18 protein-coding genes are annotated in these 17,750 nt (G+C 72.6%); 12 read left to right on the top strand and 6 right to left on the bottom strand.

Going from position 1 to position 17,750, the window contains the following annotated elements; genetic code table 11:
* Positions 1-4 precede the first annotated feature (4 nt).
* Positions 5-565 carry a hypothetical protein gene (locus tag BLW57_RS16520; protein ID WP_093475421.1) on the bottom strand — a complete coding sequence of 187 codons (561 nt, stop codon included), beginning with the start codon at positions 563-565 and terminating at the stop codon, positions 5-7.
* 113 nt (positions 566-678) lie between these two features.
* On the opposite strand from BLW57_RS16520, the gene tsaB reads away from it, so the two are divergent.
* From tsaB to BLW57_RS16500, 4 genes are read left to right on the top strand one after another with little or no spacing between them, the layout of a single operon-like run.
* Positions 679-1,335, top strand: a complete 657-nt coding sequence (gene tsaB / locus BLW57_RS16515; protein WP_093475420.1) for a tRNA (adenosine(37)-N6)-threonylcarbamoyltransferase complex dimerization subunit type 1 TsaB — start codon at positions 679-681, stop codon at positions 1,333-1,335.
* A 29-nt stretch (positions 1,336-1,364) separates the two neighbouring features.
* Positions 1,365-1,862 carry a ribosomal protein S18-alanine N-acetyltransferase gene (gene rimI, locus BLW57_RS16510; RefSeq protein WP_093480727.1) on the top strand — a complete coding sequence of 166 codons (498 nt, stop codon included), beginning with the start codon at positions 1,365-1,367 and terminating at the stop codon, positions 1,860-1,862.
* On the top strand, positions 1,855-2,946 hold the full coding sequence (gene tsaD / locus BLW57_RS16505) for a tRNA (adenosine(37)-N6)-threonylcarbamoyltransferase complex transferase subunit TsaD (protein WP_093475418.1): 1,092 nt from the start codon (positions 1,855-1,857) through the stop codon (positions 2,944-2,946). The genes rimI and tsaD overlap by 8 nt, the downstream gene beginning before the upstream one ends.
* On the top strand, positions 2,943-3,200 hold the full coding sequence (locus BLW57_RS16500; RefSeq protein ID WP_093475416.1) for a hypothetical protein: 258 nt from the start codon (positions 2,943-2,945) through the stop codon (positions 3,198-3,200). The genes tsaD and BLW57_RS16500 overlap by 4 nt, the downstream gene beginning before the upstream one ends.
* A gap of 204 nt (positions 3,201-3,404) precedes the next feature.
* On the opposite strand, the gene BLW57_RS16490 is transcribed toward BLW57_RS16500, so the two are convergent.
* Complete coding sequence (locus tag BLW57_RS16490) at positions 3,405-5,711, bottom strand: beta-xylosidase/alpha-l-arabinosidase (RefSeq protein WP_093475415.1); 2,307 nt, start codon at positions 5,709-5,711, stop codon at positions 3,405-3,407.
* A gap of 149 nt (positions 5,712-5,860) precedes the next feature.
* Between BLW57_RS16490 and BLW57_RS16485 the strand changes: the two genes are divergently transcribed.
* From BLW57_RS16485 to BLW57_RS16470, 4 genes are all read left to right on the top strand, one after another.
* A complete protein-coding gene (locus BLW57_RS16485) occupies positions 5,861-6,892 on the top strand; it encodes a LacI family DNA-binding transcriptional regulator (protein WP_093475413.1) in 1,032 nt (343 codons plus the stop codon).
* Between the two features lie 145 nt (positions 6,893-7,037).
* Positions 7,038-8,084 (top strand): LCP family protein, encoded by a 1,047-nt coding sequence (locus BLW57_RS16480; RefSeq protein WP_176985609.1) that lies wholly within the window; start codon positions 7,038-7,040, stop codon positions 8,082-8,084.
* A 141-nt stretch (positions 8,085-8,225) separates the two neighbouring features.
* Positions 8,226-8,582, top strand: a complete 357-nt coding sequence (locus BLW57_RS16475; RefSeq protein WP_093475412.1) for a YciI family protein — start codon at positions 8,226-8,228, stop codon at positions 8,580-8,582.
* A 44-nt stretch (positions 8,583-8,626) separates the two neighbouring features.
* Positions 8,627-9,943 (top strand): RNA polymerase sigma factor, encoded by a 1,317-nt coding sequence (locus BLW57_RS16470; RefSeq protein WP_093475410.1) that lies wholly within the window; start codon positions 8,627-8,629, stop codon positions 9,941-9,943.
* Positions 9,944-9,970: 27 nt separating this feature from the next.
* Here BLW57_RS16470 and BLW57_RS16465 read toward each other — a convergent pair whose 3' ends face one another.
* Positions 9,971-11,158: a class I SAM-dependent methyltransferase gene (locus tag BLW57_RS16465; protein WP_176985608.1), complete on the bottom strand. Its 1,188-nt coding sequence runs from the start codon at positions 11,156-11,158 to the stop codon at positions 9,971-9,973.
* Between the two features lie 90 nt (positions 11,159-11,248).
* Here BLW57_RS16465 and BLW57_RS16460 point away from each other — a divergent pair, with 90 nt between their 5' ends.
* The 4 genes from BLW57_RS16460 to groL all read left to right on the top strand — a co-directional run bounded on the left by BLW57_RS16460 (position 11,249) and on the right by groL (position 15,363).
* Positions 11,249-12,160, top strand: a complete 912-nt coding sequence (locus BLW57_RS16460; RefSeq protein ID WP_176985607.1) for a polysaccharide deacetylase family protein — start codon at positions 11,249-11,251, stop codon at positions 12,158-12,160.
* Positions 12,157-12,975 (top strand): polysaccharide deacetylase family protein, encoded by an 819-nt coding sequence (locus tag BLW57_RS16455; RefSeq protein WP_093475409.1) that lies wholly within the window; start codon positions 12,157-12,159, stop codon positions 12,973-12,975. The genes BLW57_RS16460 and BLW57_RS16455 overlap by 4 nt, the downstream gene beginning before the upstream one ends.
* Before the next feature lie 327 nt (positions 12,976-13,302).
* Positions 13,303-13,611, top strand: coding sequence for a co-chaperone GroES (groES, locus tag BLW57_RS16450; protein WP_057584642.1), 309 nt, complete (start codon positions 13,303-13,305; stop codon positions 13,609-13,611).
* A gap of 123 nt (positions 13,612-13,734) precedes the next feature.
* Positions 13,735-15,363, top strand: coding sequence for a chaperonin GroEL (gene groL / locus BLW57_RS16445; protein WP_093475407.1), 1,629 nt, complete (start codon positions 13,735-13,737; stop codon positions 15,361-15,363).
* A gap of 66 nt (positions 15,364-15,429) precedes the next feature.
* Here the strand turns inward: groL and BLW57_RS16440 are convergent, their stop codons facing one another.
* The 3 genes from BLW57_RS16440 to BLW57_RS16430 all read right to left on the bottom strand — a co-directional run bounded on the left by BLW57_RS16440 (position 15,430) and on the right by BLW57_RS16430 (position 17,705).
* On the bottom strand, positions 15,430-16,137 hold the full coding sequence (locus tag BLW57_RS16440) for an ester cyclase (RefSeq protein WP_093475406.1): 708 nt from the start codon (positions 16,135-16,137) through the stop codon (positions 15,430-15,432).
* Positions 16,138-16,211: 74 nt separating this feature from the next.
* Positions 16,212-16,985 (bottom strand): SDR family NAD(P)-dependent oxidoreductase, encoded by a 774-nt coding sequence (locus BLW57_RS16435; protein WP_093475404.1) that lies wholly within the window; start codon positions 16,983-16,985, stop codon positions 16,212-16,214.
* Between the two features lie 51 nt (positions 16,986-17,036).
* The gene (locus tag BLW57_RS16430; protein ID WP_093475403.1) at positions 17,037-17,705 is read right to left on the bottom strand and encodes an MOSC domain-containing protein; all 669 of its coding nucleotides are present in this window, start codon (positions 17,703-17,705) and stop codon (positions 17,037-17,039) included.
* Positions 17,706-17,750 lie beyond the last annotated feature (45 nt).

The raw sequence follows: 17,750 nt of genomic DNA, 5'->3' as shown, positions 1-17,750 counted from the left end.
GGCCCTAGCGGATCACGACCACCTTCACGCCGATCGTCGCGAAGTTCCACATCGCGGTCCCGTCGGCCCGGTCCTCCCGGATGCCGCCGGTCTTCACGGCCGGGTCGACCGCCGTCTGCGCGCCGTCGCCGACGGCCGCGCTGAACCCGATCGCCACGCCGTCCACGCTGGAGAACCGCACGATGTGCTCGACCGGCGCGCCGTCGGTGCCGGTGGCCGCGTTCGAGCGGGACGACACCCAGTACGTGCCCACCGCGGGGTCCATGCTGCCGGGCCGTACCCGGAAGGTGCGTGCCACGTGCTCGTGCTCCTCGACCAGCCAGACCCGGTCGTCGTCCACCGAGTACACGACCCGTTCACCCTTGCCGGACGCCGTCGGCAGGGCGGTCGGGTTACGGCGGTCCCGGGGCGCCTTCGCGGCCGGCGCCGCGGCGGAGGCGCTCGCTCCGGGCCGGCCGGCCAGACCCGCCGGGACGGTCGCCTGGGCGCGGTAGGCGAGGAAACCGACCGCTCCGAGCGCCGCCGCGGTCAGGCCGGCCACGATTCCCGAGCTGGTCCCGGCCACGTGCGCCCACCTCCGTCTCGTGCGATATGTCGTACTTCGTACAGACCGTAGCAGTCGGTGACCGTACGACCGGGACGGCGATGCCCGAGCCGCGGGAGCCGTAGGCTGTTCGCGTGCTCTTGCTCGCTCTGGATACCGCCACACCCGCCGTCACCGTCGCGCTGCACGACGGCACGGACGTCATCGCCTCGTCGAGCCAGGTGGACGCGCGCCGGCACGGAGAGCTGCTGCTGCCGGCCGTCGACCGTGTGCTCGCCGAAGCCGGGCTGAAGCTGGAGGCGGTCACCGCGATCGTCGTCGGCACCGGCCCCGGCCCCTACACCGGCCTGCGGGTCGGTCTGATGACCGCCGACACCTTCGGCCTCGCGCTCGGGGTCCCGGTGCACGGCCTGTGCACGCTGGACGCGCTGGCCTACGCCGCCGACATCGAGAAGGGCCCCTTCGTCGTGGCGACCGACGCCCGGCGCAAGGAGGTCTACTGGGCGAAGTACGCCGACTCCCGCACCCGGCTCACCGACCCCGCCGTCGACCGGCCGGCCGACATCGCCGAGCAGGTCGCGGGGCTCCCGGCGGTCGGTGCGGGCGCGCTGCTCTACCCGGACACGTTCCCGAGCGCCCACGAGCCCGAGCACGTGTCCGCCGCGGCCCTCGCCTCGCTCGCCGCCCGGAGGCTGGCCGCGGGCGAGGAACTCCCGGCGCCCCGGCCGCTGTACCTGCGCCGTCCGGACGCCCAGGTCCCCAAGAACTACAAGGTGGTCACCCCCAAGTGACGGCACCGGCAAACCCCGTACTGCGCGAGATGCGCTGGTGGGACATCGACCCGGTCCTGGAGCTGGAGAAGGACCTGTTCCCCGAGGACGCCTGGTCCCGGGGCATGTTCTGGTCCGAACTGGCCCACGCCCGGGGCTCCGAGGCCACCCGGCGCTATCTCGTGGCCGAGACCGAGGGCCGCATCGTCGGCTACGCGGGTCTCGTCGCCTCCGGCGAGCAGGCCGACGTCCAGACCATCGCCGTGGCCCGCGACGAGCAGGGCACCGGCCTCGGCCGGCGCCTGCTCGACGAGCTGCTGCGCGCGGCGACCGCGTTCGAGTGCCACGAGGTGCTGCTCGAATGCCGGGTCGACAACGTCCGCGCCCAGAAGCTGTACGAGCGCTTCGGTTTCGAGCCGATCGGCGTGCGGCGCGGCTACTACCAGCCGGGCAACGTGGACGCCCTGGTCATGCGTCTGACCACCGCATCCGCCGGCGGCCCCGCCGCGGATGCTCCCCCCGTACAAGGAACCGAGAGCAATGACTGACGAACCCCTCGTCCTCGGCATCGAGACCTCCTGCGACGAGACCGGCGTCGGCATCGTCCGCGGCACCACCCTGCTGGCGGACGCCATCGCCTCCAGCGTCGACGAGCACGCCCGCTTCGGCGGTGTCGTACCGGAAGTGGCCTCCCGCGCGCACCTGGAGGCGATGGTCCCCACCATCGACCGCGCCCTGAAGGAGGCCGGGGTCGCCGCCAAGGACCTGGACGGCATCGCGGTGACCGCGGGCCCGGGCCTCGCGGGCGCCCTGCTGGTCGGCGTCTCCGCGGCGAAGGCGTACGCCTACGCCCTGGGCAAGCCCCTCTACGGCGTCAACCACCTCGCCTCCCACATCTGCGTCGACCAGCTGGAGCACGGCCCGCTGCCCGAGCCGACGATGGCCCTGCTGGTCTCCGGCGGCCACTCCTCGCTGCTGCTGTCCGAGGACATCACCTCCGACGTCCGCCCGATGGGCGCGACCATCGACGACGCGGCCGGCGAGGCGTTCGACAAGATCGCCCGCGTGCTGAACCTTGGCTTCCCCGGCGGCCCGGTCATCGACCGGTACGCCAAGGAGGGCGACCCGGCGGCGATCGCCTTCCCGCGCGGCCTCACCGGCCCCCGCGACCCGGCGTACGACTTCTCCTTCTCCGGTCTGAAGACCGCCGTGGCCCGCTGGATCGAGGCGAAGCGCGCGGCCGGCGAGGAGGTCCCGGTGCGCGACGTGGCCGCCTCCTTCCAGGAGGCCGTCGTCGACGTCCTGACCCGCAAGGCCGTCCGCGCCTGCAAGGACGAGGGCGTCGACCACCTGATGATCGGTGGCGGTGTCGCCGCCAACTCCCGGCTGCGCGCCCTCGCCCAGGAGCGCTGCGAGGCGGCCGGCATCCGGCTGCGCGTCCCGCGCCCCAAGCTGTGCACGGACAACGGCGCGATGGTGGCCGCGCTCGGCGCCGAGATGGTCGCCCGCAACCGGTCCGCCTCCAGCTGGGACCTGTCGGCCGACTCCTCCCTGCCGGTCACCGACCCGCACGTGCCGGGAAACGACCACGACCACGTGCACGAGGTCAGCACGGAGAACCTCTACTCGTGACCGTCGCGCTGATGTGGGAGGCCCGGGCCGCCGAGGGCCGCGGCGAGGAACTGCTGGCCTGGGTGCGGGGGCAGGGCCTGGCCCGGTCCCCGCTGCGCCGGGAGACCTTCCGGGCGCCGGGGGACCGGGTGCTGGTCATCACGTGGTGGGACGCGCCCTACGACGCCCCGCTGCCGGAACTGCCCGAGCCGGAACCGGAGTTGACGACCCGTGCGGTGCACCGGTGGCGGTTCGAACCGGTGGCGGAGGGCTGAGCTTGAGCAATCCCCGCCGACTGCGCTATGATCATCACACAGCGAACGGCCGGAACACCGGTTCGGACGCAGTGCGTTGGTGGTCCAAGGAAAGACGTCCCGCTTCCTGCGGGGAGATGCAGGTGCAAGGCCTGCCCGGCGCTCCACACACACCCCGTTCCCGGGTCTCCGGGAGCGGGGTGCTCGCGTTCCGGGGGCCCCGGCTCAGTCCGCCGTGTCCAGGACCTCGCACCGCAGCCGACGGTCCGCCCCCAGCACCCGCACGGGCCCCGACAGCCGCAACCGGGCCGTGTGCCGGGTCTCCGCGCTCGACGGGCCCAGCCGCAGTTCCAGTTCGCCCGGCTCCACCACCCGCGCCCCCGTACGGTCCGTGAAGGACGACAGGTCCGCGTGGAAGCGGAAGGTCAGTCGGCGCGCCTCGCCGGGAGCCAGTTCCAGCCGCCGGTAGCCGATCAGACGGACGTCCGGGCGGGTCACCGAGGCCACCGGATCGTGCAGATAGAGCTGGACGACCTCCGCGCCCGTCCGGTCGCCGGTGTTGCGCACCGTCAGCGAGACGTCGTGACCGCCGTCCGTGCCGATCTCCGCGACCTCGTCGTCCGCGTGGCCCTCCCAGGCGAACGTCGTGTACGACAGGCCGTGGCCGAACGGGTGCAGCGGGGTCGGGTCCAGACTGCTGACCTCGCCGGCCAGGCCGAGCGGGGGCTGGAGATAGGTCCAGGGCTGGCCGCCGGGCCCGTGCGGCACGCTCACCGGGAGCCGGCCGGAGGGATTCACCCGGCCGGACAGCACCCCCGCCACCGCCGGGCCGCCCTCCTCGCCGGGGAAGAAGGCCTGCACGACCGCGCCGAGCCGGCCGTGCCAGCGGCCGAGCGCGTAGGGGCGGCCGGTGAGCAGCACGAGGACGACCGGGACGCCCGTCGTGGCCAGCGCGTCCAGCAGTTCCGCCTGCACACCGGGGAGCCGCAGGTCGGCCACGTCGCAGCCCTCGCCGGAGGTGCCCCGGCCGAACAGTCCCGCGCGGTCGCCGAGCACGGCGACGCACACGTCCGCCTCGGCCGCCCGGGCCACGGCCTCCTCGAAGCCGCTCGTGTCCGGGTCGCAGACGCCGCACCCCTCGGCGAACGTGACCTCGGCGTCCGGCAGTTCGGCGCGCAGCGCGTGCAGCAGCGGGGGCACCTCGATGCCGAGCGGAACCCCGGGGTGATGCGGGAGGACGTGGGAGGGGAAGGAGTAGCAGCCGAGCATGGCGAGCGCGTCCGCCGCACGCGGGCCCACGACCGCGATCCGGCCGCCGGGGGCGAGCGGCAGCAGGCCGCCGGGATTGTCCAGCAGGACCACCGACTCCTCCGCGAGGCGCCGGGCGACCGCCCTGTTCCCGGCGGAGTCCAGCTCCGGCGGCCCGTCCGGCTCCGGGGTCCAGTCCTCGTCCAGCAGGCCGAGTTCGCACTTCTGGCGGAGCACGCGGCGGGCCGCGCGGTCCACCAGGGACTCGGGGACGCGGCCCTTCCGCACGGCCTCGGCGAGCGGGTCGCCGAAGCAGTCGAGGGTGGGCAGTTCCACGTCGACACCCGCGACCAGGGCCAGCCGGGCTGCCTCCGCCTCGTCGGCCGCGACCTGGTGCAGGGTGCGGAGGAAGCCGATGCCGAAGTAGTCGGAGACGACCGTGCCGGTGAAGCCCCACTCCTCGCGCAGCACCCCGGTGAGCAGGCACGGGTCGGCGGAGGCGGGCACCCCGTCGGTCTCCGTGTAGGCGGCCATCACCGAGCGGGCCCCGCCCTCGCGCAGCGCCATCTCGAACGGTGGCAGCGTGACGTCCGCGAACTCCCGTACGCCCGCCCGGACCGGAGCGAGGTTCCGGGCGCCGGCCGAGGAGGCGTACCCGGCGAAGTGCTTGAGGGTCGCCACGACCCCGGCCGACTCCAGGCCCCGCACGTAGGCGGTGCCGAGGGTGCCCACCAGGTACGGGTCCTCGCCGATCGTCTCCTCCACCCGCCCCCAGCGGGGATCGCGGACCACGTCCAGGACGGGCGCGAGGCCCTGGTGGACGCCGGCCGAGCGCAGGTCGTGACCGATCCGGCGGCCCATCTCCGCCACCAGCTCCGGGTCGAACGAGGCGCCCCAGGCGAGCGGTACGGGGTAGGCCGTCGCGCGCCAGGCGGTGAAGCCGGCCAGGCACTCCTCGTGGGCGACCGCCGGGATGCCGAAGCGGTTCGCGGCGGCGATGCGCCGCTGGGCCCGGGCCAGGGCCCGAGCGGCGAGGGCCGGTTCGACCGGGGCGGTGCCGAACGAGCGGGTCAGCTGGCCGAGTCCGGAGGCGATCAGCTCGTCCCAGTCGTACGCGGCCGTCATCTCGCGCTGGTGCGGGGCGACTCCGTCGCCGTCCGTGGCGGCCCCCACCCACACGCCGTACAGCTGGGCGGTCTTCTCCTGGAGGGTCATCCGCGAGAGCAGGTCGTCGACGCGGGCGGCGGCGGGCAGCGCGGGGTCGCGCCACGGAGCGGTGGTCAAGGGAACTCCCGTCGGACGGTCGGGATCGTGCCGACGGCCGGGTCGGGCCCCTGCCGTCGAATGTTTCGAATGACACCTCGAATGTTCCGGGAACCTATGGCGGTACACACGCCTTCGTCAAGAGGCTCAACGGCGATACGATCGCGGCCATGAAGCCCGCGAAGTCCGTAGAAACGCAGACGGCGACCCTGGCCGAGATCGCCCGCGCGGCCGGGGTGTCCGCTCCGACTGTTTCGAAGGTGCTCAATGGGCGTGCGGACGTCGCCGCCGCGACCCGTACTCGTGTCGAGGAACTGCTGCGCACCCACGGCTACCGGCGCCGCCGCGCCGAGGCCTCCCGTTCCCCGCTGATCGACCTGGTCTTCCACGAACTGGAGAGCGCCTGGGCGATGGAGGTCATCCGGGGCGTGGAGAACGTGGCCCGGGACGCCGGGCTGAGCGTGGTGCTGTCGGAGTCCGCGGGACGGCTCACCCCCGGCCGGACCTGGGCCGACCAGGTCGCCGCCCGCCGTCCGCACGGCGTGGTGCTCGTGCTGTCCGGGCTCGACGAGCCCCAGCGTGCGCTGCTGACCAGCCGGTCCATCCCGTTCGTGGTGATGGACCCGGCCGGCGACCCGGGACCCGACGTGCCCTCGATCGGCGCCACCAACTGGCAGGGCGGTCTCGCCGCCACCCGGCATCTGGTGGACCTCGGCCACACCCGGATCGGGGCGATCAGCGGCCCCTCCCGGATGATGTGCAGCCGGGCCCGCGTGGACGGCTACCGGGCCGCCCTGGAGACGGCCGGGCTGCCCGCCGACCCCTCGCTCGTGCTGACCGGCGACTTCCACCACGACGCCGGCTACCGGCTGGGCCTGGAGCTGCTGCGCCGCCCCGACCGGCCGACCGCCGTCTTCGCGGGCAACGACCTCCAGGCGCTCGGCCTGTACGAGGCGGCCCGCGAGCTGGGGCTGCGCATCCCCGAGGACCTCAGCGTCGTCGGCTTCGACGATCTGCCGGTGTCCCGCTGGGTCGGCCCGCCGCTGACGACCGTCCGGCAGCCGCTGACCGAGATGGCCGAAGCGGCGGCCCGGCTGGTGCTGGAGCTCGGCCGGGAGCGGGAGGAACGGTCCGCGACCCGGGTGGAACTGGCGACCCGTCTGGTGGTGCGGTCGAGCACGGCGGCGCCGGCCGCGGGCTGACGCCGGTCGGGGCCGAAACTTTCGGAGGCGGAGCCGGAGCCGGGAACGAGGACTCGGTGCTCCCGGGATGAGAATTTCCCTGGAATGCCGACTCGGGCGGCTTCTGCTAACAGTCCCCTAATAATTCGGACGTACGTTCCTGCCCGTGACGCGACACGAGGAACAAAGCGACACGGGCGGACCGGGTGGCCGGCGGCGGAGAGCGCTGCGCATCACCGGCTTCGCCCTGGCGGGCGCGCTGGTGCTCGCAGCCGCCGCCACGACCTGGGCGTACCGGCATCTCGACGACAACATCAGAAGCGTCGACATCAACACCGCGCTCGGCGACGACCGGCCCGCACGGGCGGTGGTCACCCCGTCCACGGCCGCCGCCTCCCCACTGCCGAGCGGCTCCCTGAACATCCTGGTCCTCGGCTCGGACTCGCGCAGCGGCAAGACCAACAAGGCGCTCGGCGGCGGCGACAGCGGTGGCGCCCGGTCCGACACCGCGATGGTCGTGCACATCGACGCGGGCCGTACGGAGGCCACCGTCGTCAGCATCCCGCGCGACACCCTCGTCACCCGCCCGTCGTGCCCGCTCCCGTCCGGCGGTTCGACGGCGGTGACCCACGGCGCCATGTTCAACAGTGCGTACTCGGTGGGCGGTCCGGTGTGCGCCGTGAAGACCGTCGAGTCGCTCACGCACGTCCGCATGGACCACTACGTCGAGATCGACTTCGCCGGCTTCGCGAAGCTGGTGGACGCGCTCGGCGGGGTCGACGTCACCACCGACCAGGACATCGACGACGACAAGAGTCATCTGCGGCTGGACGCCGGCGACCACCACCTCGACGGCACCCAGGCCCTGGCCCTCGCCCGCACCCGGCACGGCATGGGCGACGGCAGCGACCTCGGCCGCATAGGCCTGCAGCAGAAGCTGGTGAAGGCGCTGCTGGAGCGCATCGCCACCATGAACCTGCTCACCGACCCGGCCGGGCTGTACCAGGTCGCCGACGCCCTCACCGCGAGCCTGACCACCGACACCGGCCTCGACTCCCTGAACGAGCTGATGAGCCTCGGCCGCAGCCTGCGGGGCCTGACCGCTGACCGGACGAGGACCGTGACGATGCCGGTCCTCCCTGCGCCCTCCGACCCCAACCGGGTGGTCGCCAAGGAACCGGCGGCCGGTGAACTGTGGGCGTCCTTGCGCTAGACACGTGCGCTGACCTGCACGAACAGCTGCCGGAAAAAAATCTTCGGGAAATTCCGCCGAGCCTGTCGATCCGGCCGTCTCCCGTTCGACGCATGGGTGAGCGGCGGGGAACGGTCCCGCCGCCCCACCGAAGGAGTCTCCATGCCCCGCTTCCTGTCGCTCGTGCGCATCGACGAGTCCTCCGCACCGGCGGAGGGCCCCAGCGAGGAGCTGATGCAGCGCATGGGCGCGCTGATCGAGGAGATCACCAAGGCCGGCGTGATGCTCGACACCGCGGGTCTCACCCCCTCCGCCCAGGGCACCCGGGTCACCTGGGAGGGCGGGAAGATCTCCGTCACCGACGGCCCCTTCACCGAGACCAAGGAGGTCATCGGCGGCTACGCCCTCATGCAGTGCAAGGACAAGGCCGAGGCCCTGGAGTGGACCAAGCGGTTCCTCCAGGTCCACGAGGAGTTCTGGACCGTGACCTGCGAGGTCCGGGAGATCGCCGAGGGCTAGGCGTTCCTGGCGTTCCGCCGTCCGGAGGTGTTGCATGGTGGGCTGTGGAAACGCAGCCCACCGCACCGCAGCCGCCCGCCGCGCGGCCCCCCGCCCCGGCGCCCGGCGCGGTGACCGACACCGTGCGCGCGATCGAGACCGTCTTCCGGCTGGAGTCGCCCCGGGTGATCGCCGGTGTCGCCCGGATCGTCCGGGACGTCGGCATCGCCGAGGAACTGGCCCAGGACGCACTGGTCGCCGCCCTGGAGCGGTGGCCGCGCGACGGCGTGCCCGACAACCCCGGCGCCTGGCTCATGGCCACCGCACGGCACCGGGCCGTCGACCTGATCCGGCGCCGCGAGACCTACACCCGCAAACTCGCCGAGATCGGCCGCGACCTCGAGACCGTGGCACCGCCCGCGGAACCCTCCGCCCCGGACGACATCGACGACGACCTGCTGCGGCTGGTGTTCACCACCTGCCACCCGGTGCTGTCCCCCGAGGCCCGCACCGCGCTCACCCTGCGCCTGCTCGGCGGCCTGACGACGGCGGAGATCGCCCGGGCCTTCCTGGTCCCGGAACCGACGACCGCCCAGCGCATCGTCCGCGCCAAACGCACCCTCGCCACGAAGAACGTCGCCTTCGAGGTGCCGTACGGCCCCGATCGCGAAGCCCGTCTCGGATCCGTCCTGGACGTCATCTACCTGATCTTCAACGAGGGGTACGCGGCCACCGCCGGCGACGACTGGCTGCGTCCCGGACTGTGCGAGGACGCCCTGCGCCTGGCCCGCTTGCTGTCCGGGCTGATGCCCAAGGAACCCGAGGTGCACGCGCTGACCTCGCTGCTGGAGTTCCAGGCGTCCCGGGCCGCCGCCCGCACCGGCCCCGACGGCGCACCGGTGCTGCTGCGCGACCAGAACCGCCGCCGCTGGAACCGCATGCTGATCGCCCGCGGCGTCCGGTCCCTCGCCCGCGCCGACGCCACCGCGAGCGGTGGCCCCGGCCCCTACGCGCTCCAGGCGGCGATCGCCGCGTGCCACGCGCACGCGTACACGTACGAGGAGACCGACTGGCGCGCCATCGCCACCCTCTACGGCCTGCTGGCGGCCCGTGCCCCGTCTCCCGTGGTCGAGCTGAACCGGGCGGTCGCCGTCTCCCTGGCCGACGGTCCGGCCGAGGGCCTTAAGCTGGTCGACGCCCTGGCCGCGGAGCCGGCCCTGCGCGAGTACCACCTGCTGCCCAGCGTCCGCGGCGACCTGCTGGCCCGCCTGGGACGCACGGCCGAGGCCCGCGAGGAGTTCCTGCGGGCGGCGGAACTGGCCCGCAACGGACGCGAACGCGCCCTGCTCGAGTCCAGGCTCCGGTCCCTGCCGACCGGTTGAGGCCCGCCCCGGGGCGGGGAGGGGGCCCTACGCCGCGCCGGGGCCCGAGGGCCGGACGGGGGAGCCGATCAGCATGGTCGGTGCCCCCGCTACCCGGGTGAGGAACACGGTGGCCGCGTGGGGTCCCTGGGGCCTGACCTTGCGGCGCAGCTCCTCCGGCTCCACGGCCGAGCCGCGCTTCTTCACGGTCAGGATGCCGACCTCCCGCTCCCGCAGCAGGGCCTTCAGTCTCTTCACGTTGAACGGAAGCCGGTCGGTGATCTCGTAGGCCGAGGCGAACGCGGTGGGCCGCAGTTCGTCGGCCGTGACGTAGGCGATCGTCGCGTCGAGGAGTCCGCCGCCCACCTCCTCGGCCACCTCGGCGACCAGATGCGCACGGATCACGGCGCCGTCGGGCTCGTACAGGTACCGTCCCACCGCACGCACCTGGGGGTCGGGCAGGCCGCGGCCGGGCAGGGTGCGCGGGCCGGGCAGCAGCGTGGCCCGGACGGTGCCGGCGGCCCCGGTGCCGAACCACAGCACGGCCTCCTTCACGTCCCCGCCGTCGGAGATCCACTCCGCCCCCGCCTCGGCCGGCACCGCCTCGTGCGGGATGCCCGGGGCGATCTTGAGAGCCGCCCGGGGCGCGGAGCGGGCCGCGCCGACCGCCCAGGACAGCGGCGGCGAGTACGCCTCGGGATCGAAGATGCGGCCGCGTCCGCCCCGCCGGGCCGGGTCCACGAACACCGCGTCGTACCCGGCGGTGTCCACCTCCGTGACGTCGGCCTCCCGCACCTCGATCAATCCGGCGAGACCGAGCGCGTCGGCGTTCGCCCGCGCCACCGCCGCCGTCACCGGGTCCCGGTCGACGGCCAGCACCCGGATCCCCGCCCGCGCCAGCGCGATGGCGTCGCCGCCGATCCCGCAGCACAGGTCGGCCACCGAGGCCACGCCCAGCTCCGCGAACCGGCGTGCCCGGTACGCCGCCACCCGGGCCCGCGTCGACTGCTCGACGCCGTCGGGCGTGAAGAACATCCGCCCGGCGTCCTCGGCGCCGAACTTCGCCGCCGCCCGCTGCCGCAGCCGTGCCTGGCCGAGCGCGGCCGACACCAGCTCGGCCGGATGGTCGCGGCGCAGCCGGGTGGCCACGGCCAGCTCCTGTGCGGGCGCGGTGTCGCGCACCTCGTCGAGGAGGGCGCGGCCTTCGGGGGTGAGGAGGAGGGCGAGGTCGTTCACCGGGTCATTGTGGGCCAGTCGGTGGATGCTGTGCCTCCGGCGGAGGTGTCGGCCCGGGTTCGGGGACGGGTCCTGCGAGGATCCGGCACCATGCGAGAAGTAGTACAAAATGACAAAAGCCGGACTCGTCTCCGGCGGCTGCTCCTCGGCGGCTGCGCCGCCACGCTGGCCACCGCCGCCCTGCTCGCCGGCTGCGCCGGCCCGGACTCCGCGGGCTCCGCACCCGTCAGACGCGACCCCGCGCAGGCCCTCGGCCCCGAGGCCCGCCAGGCCGCCGAACACGCCCGGCTGGCCGCCGCCGCCCGGCGCTGGGGACTGGACCGGGCCCCGCTGACGCCTCCGCCGCCCCCCGCGAAGAAGCCGAGGATCACCGCCCGCGCCGGGTTCGAGGTGGACCACCAGGAGGACTGGAACCTGCCTCCGGTCTTCACCACGGTCCCCACCGAGCAGAAGGTCGTCTTCCTGACGATCGACGACGGCGCCGAGAAGGACCCGCGGTTCCTCGCCATGATGCGGGAGCTGGGCGTCCCGTACACCGCCTTCCTCAGCAACTACCTGGTGAAGGACGACTACGCCTACTTCCGGGCGATGAAGGGCTACGGCAACACCCTCAACAACCACACGCTGCACCACCCCTACCTGCCGGGTCTGTCCTACGAGGAGCAGCGGGACGAGATCTGCGGCATGCAGGACATCATGAAGAAGCAGTTCGGCAAGGCGCCCACCGTCTTCCGCCCGCCGTACGGCAACTACAACCAGGACACCCTGGTCGCCGCCAAGTCCTGCGGCATCAAGTACGCGCCGATCTGGAACGAGGAGGTCTTCGTCGACCACTGGGAGTACCGCGAGGACGACCAGCGGCTGCGCCGCGGCGACATCGTGCTCACCCACTTCCGCGGCCGGGACGACTGGAACGGCACGATGGTCGACGACATGCGCCGCTTCCTGAACAAGGTCACGCGCGAGGGCTACGCGGTGGCCCGCCTGGAGGACTACCTGTGAGGCGGGCGCGGGGCCCGGCCGCGGTCCTCGCCGCGGCACTCCTCCTCACGGGCTGCGCGCAGTCGGTCGACCCCATCGAGCGCCTCGGCAAGAAGGCCGCTCAAGGGGTACGCCCGTCCGGCCCCGCCCCCGACCGCTCCTACCGCCACTGGGGCCTGACCGAGCCCCTGCGCCGCCCGCCCCGCCCCGCCGCCCGGCCCCTCGGGCTGGACCCGGACGGCGCGCGCGGCACCCTGCCACGCGTCCTGGACCGCGTCCCCACGGGCGACCCCGTCGTCTTCCTCACCTACGACGACGGCGCCGAGCAGGACCCCCGCTTCGTCGACATGGTCCGCGAACTCCGGCTCCCCGTGAGCATGTTCCTCACCGACAGCATCGCCGGCCCCGGCTACGACCACTTCGCGCGGCTGCGCCGGCTCGGCGCCGGCATCCAGAACCACACCCTCGACCACCGCGCCCTGGCCGGGCAGCCGTACGCGGGCCAGCGCGCCGAGATCTGCGGCCAGCAGGACCGGCTGAGCGCCCGGCTCGGCGTCCGGGCCCGTCTCTTCCGCCCGCCCTACGGCACGTACGACCGCACCACCCTGCGCGCGGCGGCCGACTGCGGCATCTCGGCGGTCGTCCTGTGGCGCGCCGCCCTCACCCCGGCCGACCTCGTCTACACGAGCGGCGACCACCGGCTCCGCCCCGGCGACATCATCCTCGTCGGCCCGGACGAGTCCACGGGCCCCACCCTGAGGGAACGCACGACCCGTGTCCTGCGCCGGGTCCAGCAACGGGGCCTGACGGTGGGACGGCTGGAGGACTACCTGTAGGAGGTTCAGCCCGTCCGACGTCCAGCGTCCGACGGGCGAGGGCGTAAGGCCGCAGCGGGCGCCTTCGAGGGGAGCGGCCCCCGGCGACAGCGGGGCGGAGACCGGGTCGCATCACGGACTCCACGCACCCGATTCCGCCGACGCGCCGCGCGGCATTGGCACTCCGCTTGACCGAGTGCTAATCGCGGTCATAGTCTCGGGTCTGGCACTCCCCCCTGGAGAGTGCCAACACGCGACGGGCAGGTCCGGCACCCGCGACGACGGATCCACCTGGTCGCCACCTCAGACAGTTAACCCCGTGAGATCTCCGAAGGGGGAGGTCGGATCGTGACGACCACCAGCTCCAAGGTTGCCATCAAGCCGCTCGAGGACCGCATTGTGGTCCAGCCGCTCGACGCCGAGCAGACCACCGCCTCTGGCCTGGTCATCCCGGACACCGCGAAGGAGAAGCCCCAGGAGGGCGCCGTCCTCGCCGTGGGCCCGGGCCGTTTCGAGAACGGCGAGCGCCTTCCGCTCGACGTCAAGGTCGGCGACGTCGTCCTGTACAGCAAGTACGGCGGCACCGAGGTGAAGTACAACGGCGAGGAGTTCCTCGTCCTCTCGGCTCGCGACGTCCTCGCGATCATCGAGAAGTAAGACACCTCGAGCACCATTGATGCTTGATGCTGCGCCCCTGGCCCCCGCGACCACATAAGAAACCGGGCGCCCGGGGCGCAGTGCCTTTTACACCCACAGATTTCCGAGAGGGCTGCCGCTGTCATGGCGAAGATCCTGAAGTTCGACGAGGACGCCCGTCGCGCCCTGGAGCGCGGCGTCAACAAGCTGGCCGACACGGTGAAGGTGACGATCGGCCCCAAGGGCCGCAACGTCGTCATCGACAAGAAGTTCGGCGCCCCCACCATCACCAACGACGGTGTCACGATCGCCCGCGAGGTCGAGATCGAGGACCCGTACGAGAACCTCGGCGCGCAGCTGGTGAAGGAGGTGGCGACCAAGACCAACGACATCGCTGGTGACGGCACCACCACCGCCACCGTGCTGGCCCAGGCCCTGGTCCGCGAGGGCCTGCGCAACGTCGCCGCCGGCGCCTCCCCGGCCGCCCTCAAGAAGGGCATCGACGCCGCCGTCGCCGCCGTCTCCGAGGAGCTGCTCGCCACGGCCCGCCCGATCGACGAGAAGTCCGACATCGCCGCGGTCGCCGCGCTGTCCGCCCAGGACCAGCAGGTCGGCGAGCTCATCGCCGAGGCGATGGACAAGGTCGGCAAGGACGGTGTTATCACCGTCGAGGAGTCCAACACCTTCGGTCTGGAGCTGGACTTCACCGAGGGCATGGCCTTCGACAAGGGCTACCTGTCGCCGTACTTCGTGACGGACCAGGAGCGCATGGAGGCCGTCCTCGACGAGCCCTACATCCTGATCACGCAGGGCAAGATCGGCGCGATCGCCGACCTGCTGCCGCTGCTGGAGAAGGTCATCCAGGCCAACTCCTCGCGCCCGCTGCTGATCATCGCCGAGGACGTCGAGGGCGAGGCCCTGTCGACCCTGGTCGTCAACAAGATCCGCGGCACCTTCAACGCCGTCGCGGTGAAGGCCCCCGGCTTCGGCGACCGCCGCAAGGCGATGCTCCAGGACATGGCCACCCTCACCGGCGCCACCGTCATCTCCGAGGAGGTCGGCCTCAAGCTCGACCAGGTCGGCATCGACGTGCTCGGCTCCGCCCGCCGCGTCACCGTCACCAAGGACGACACCACGATCGTCGACGGTGCCGGCAACAAGGCGGACGTCGAGGGCCGCATCGCCCAGATCAAGGCCGAGATCGAGTCCACGGACTCCGACTGGGACCGCGAGAAGCTCCAGGAGCGCCTCGCGAAGCTGGCCGGCGGCGTGTGCGTGATCAAGGTCGGCGCCGCCACCGAGGTGGAGCTGAAGGAGAAGAAGCACCGTCTGGAGGACGCCATCTCCGCGACCCGCGCCGCGGTCGAGGAGGGCATCGTCTCCGGTGGTGGCTCCGCCCTGGTCCACGCCTCCAAGGTCCTCGAGGGCAACCTCGACAAGACCGGCGACGAGGCCACCGGTGTCTCCGTGGTCCGCAACGCCGTGGTCGAGCCGCTGCGCTGGATCGGTGAGAACGCCGGCCAGGAGGGCTACGTCATCGTGTCCAAGGTCAAGGACCTGGACAAGGGACAGGGCTACAACGCCGCCACCGGCGAGTACGGCGACCTGATCAAGGCCGGCGTCATCGACCCGGTGAAGGTCACCCGCTCCGCCCTGGAGAACGCCGCCTCCATCGCCTCCCTGCTGCTCACGACCGAGACCCTGGTCGTCGAGAAGAAGGAAGAGGAGCCGGAGGCCGCCGGCCACGGCCACTCGCACGGCCACGCCCACTGACGCACGTCAGGAACGGGACAGCAGGGCCCGGCACCCCTCGGGGTGCCGGGCCCTCGCCGTGCGAGGCTAGTTCTCCAGCGCGTCCAGCGCCCCCAACTGCTCCATCAGACCCAGCCGGTCGTACTGCCACCAGCCCTCGCGGATCCTGCCCGTGCCGTCGAACCGGAAGACGGTCGTCCCCGTCATGGACACCTCCCGGCCGGTGTTCGGCAGGCCCAGGAACTCGCCCTTCTGGATGCCGTTCCACGACCACCGGGTGCATACCCGGTCCCCCTGGGTGAGCTGGTCCTCGACCGTGAACGTGAAGTCGAAGCCGCCGCGCCACATCTCGATCTCGCGCCGCATGTTGTCCAGCCCGAGTGCGTCCTGCTCGTCGCCCGGGTCGTGGTGGTGGTAGTTCTCCGCGAGCAGGCCGTTCAGCGGGGGCAGCGGTCCCCGCACGGCGATCGTCTCGAAGAAGCGGCGCGCGGCGGCCGCCTCCAGCGGCTCGTCGCGTACGACGTCCAGGTCGGTGAAGGTCGGCGTCCCGTCGCACAGGGCGGCCATCTCCCGGAAGATCCGGTCGGTCTCCGGCAGCTTCGAGTTTCGCATCGCCTCGTCGTACGACGGGAACTCCACGATCTCGACGACGTGCGAGGCGTCCGAGCGGTCCGTGCCGATCACCGCGTGCGTCGCGGTGCGCTTCCCCCTGGTCTGTTCGACCCACTGGTCGATCAACCGGTTCATCTCGTCGAGCCGGCTGGTCCTGCAGTCGATGAGCTGTACGAACGTCATGGCGCCGCCTCCCGGCCCCCTGGGTCCGGATCCGTCAGGCCCATTTTCCCACCGGAACGCGGGCGCCACCCGTCCTACTGGGGCCCGTACTTGCGTCCCGTCCGGGAGCTGATCCCGCCCAGCAGCCCGCGCGGGGTGACCTTCACCAGCCCCATCAGCGCCTTGTACCGCGGGTCCGGGACGGACAACGACTTGCCGCGTGCCAGGTCCGCGAGCGCCGCCGCGACCAGCTTGTCGGCGTCCAGCCACATCCAGCCGGGGATGTTGTCCGTGCCCATGCCGGCCCGCTGGTGGAACTCGGTGCGCACGAAGCCCGGGCACAGCGCCATCAGGCGCACGCCGCTGCCCGCCAGGTCCTTCGCCGCGCCTTGCGTGAACTGCACGACCCACGCCTTGGACGCGCCGTACGTGCCGCGCGGCACGAAGGCGGCCACCGAGGCGACGTTGACGACCCCGCCCCGCCCGCGCTCCCGCATCGCCGCGGCCGCCGCCGACGTCAGCCGGAGCACCGCCTCGCAGTGCACCTTGAGCATCTTCAGCTCGTCCGCCATGGACACGTCCAGGTAGCGGCCCTTGTTGCCGAAGCCGGCGTTGTTGATCAGCAGGTCGACCGGGTTCTTCCGGTCGCCGAGCCGGTCGGCGACCGTCTCGATGCCCTTGTCCTCGGACAGGTCGGCGCTCAGCACCTCCACCTCGATGCCGTGCCGGTCGTGCAGTTCGGTCGCCTGCTCGCGCAGCCGCTTGGTGTCCCGGGCGACCAGGACGAGGTCGTGCCCGTCAGCCGCCAGCCGCCGCGCGAATGCGGCGCCGATCCCCGCGGTCGATCCCGTAATCAGAGCCGTTGTCATGGCCCAAGGGTAGTGACCCGCACCGACGGCGGCGCGGCCGGTGACGTGCCCTCAGCGGGCCTGTGCGGCGATGTACTTGCGGGCCGCGGCCAGCGACTCCGTGTGCAGCGCGTCGCCCGCGTCGAGCAGTCGCGGCAGCAGTTCCCGCTCGGTGGTGACCGCACGGAACTGCAGCGCCGCCGTCACCCCGTGCCCGGGCCGGTGCACGATCTCGATCGGATCACCCGCCTGTATCCCGCCCGGCTCGATCACCCGGAGGTAGGCACCCGTTGCGCCCTTCCGTGTGAACCTCTTGACCCACCCGCGTTCGCCCAGATGGCCCTGGAACGTACGGCACGGGATCCGCCCGGAGGTCACCTCCAGCACCACCTCGGAACCGATCCGCCACCGCTCGCCGATCAGCGCGCCGGAGACGTCCAGACCGGCCGTCGTCAGGTTCTCTCCGAAGCAACCGTTGGCCAACGATCGGCCGAGTTCGCGCTCCCAGTCGTCGAGGTCCTCGCGGGCGAACGCGTACACCGCCTGGTCGACCCCGCCGTGGTGCCGCAGGTCGCACACGGCGTCCCCGGCGAGCCCGCCGGCCCCAATCCCCTTGGGGCCCGGCGCCGCCACCCGCACCGGCCCCTCGGCCGGCTTCTTGTCGATGCCCGTCACGCCTTCCGGCTGGTCCGTGTAGGGCACCGGCTGCGGGCGGCCCAGATTGACAGAGAGAAGCTGCATGCCGGGAACGGTACGTGAGCCTTCTCAAAGCGTCGAGCGGATTTG

The sequence above is a fragment of the Streptomyces sp. 1222.5 genome (assembly GCF_900105245.1).
Lineage (GTDB): Bacteria > Actinomycetota > Actinomycetes > Streptomycetales > Streptomycetaceae > Streptomyces > Streptomyces albidocamelliae.
This window is presented reverse-complemented; position numbering and strand designations above follow the sequence as displayed.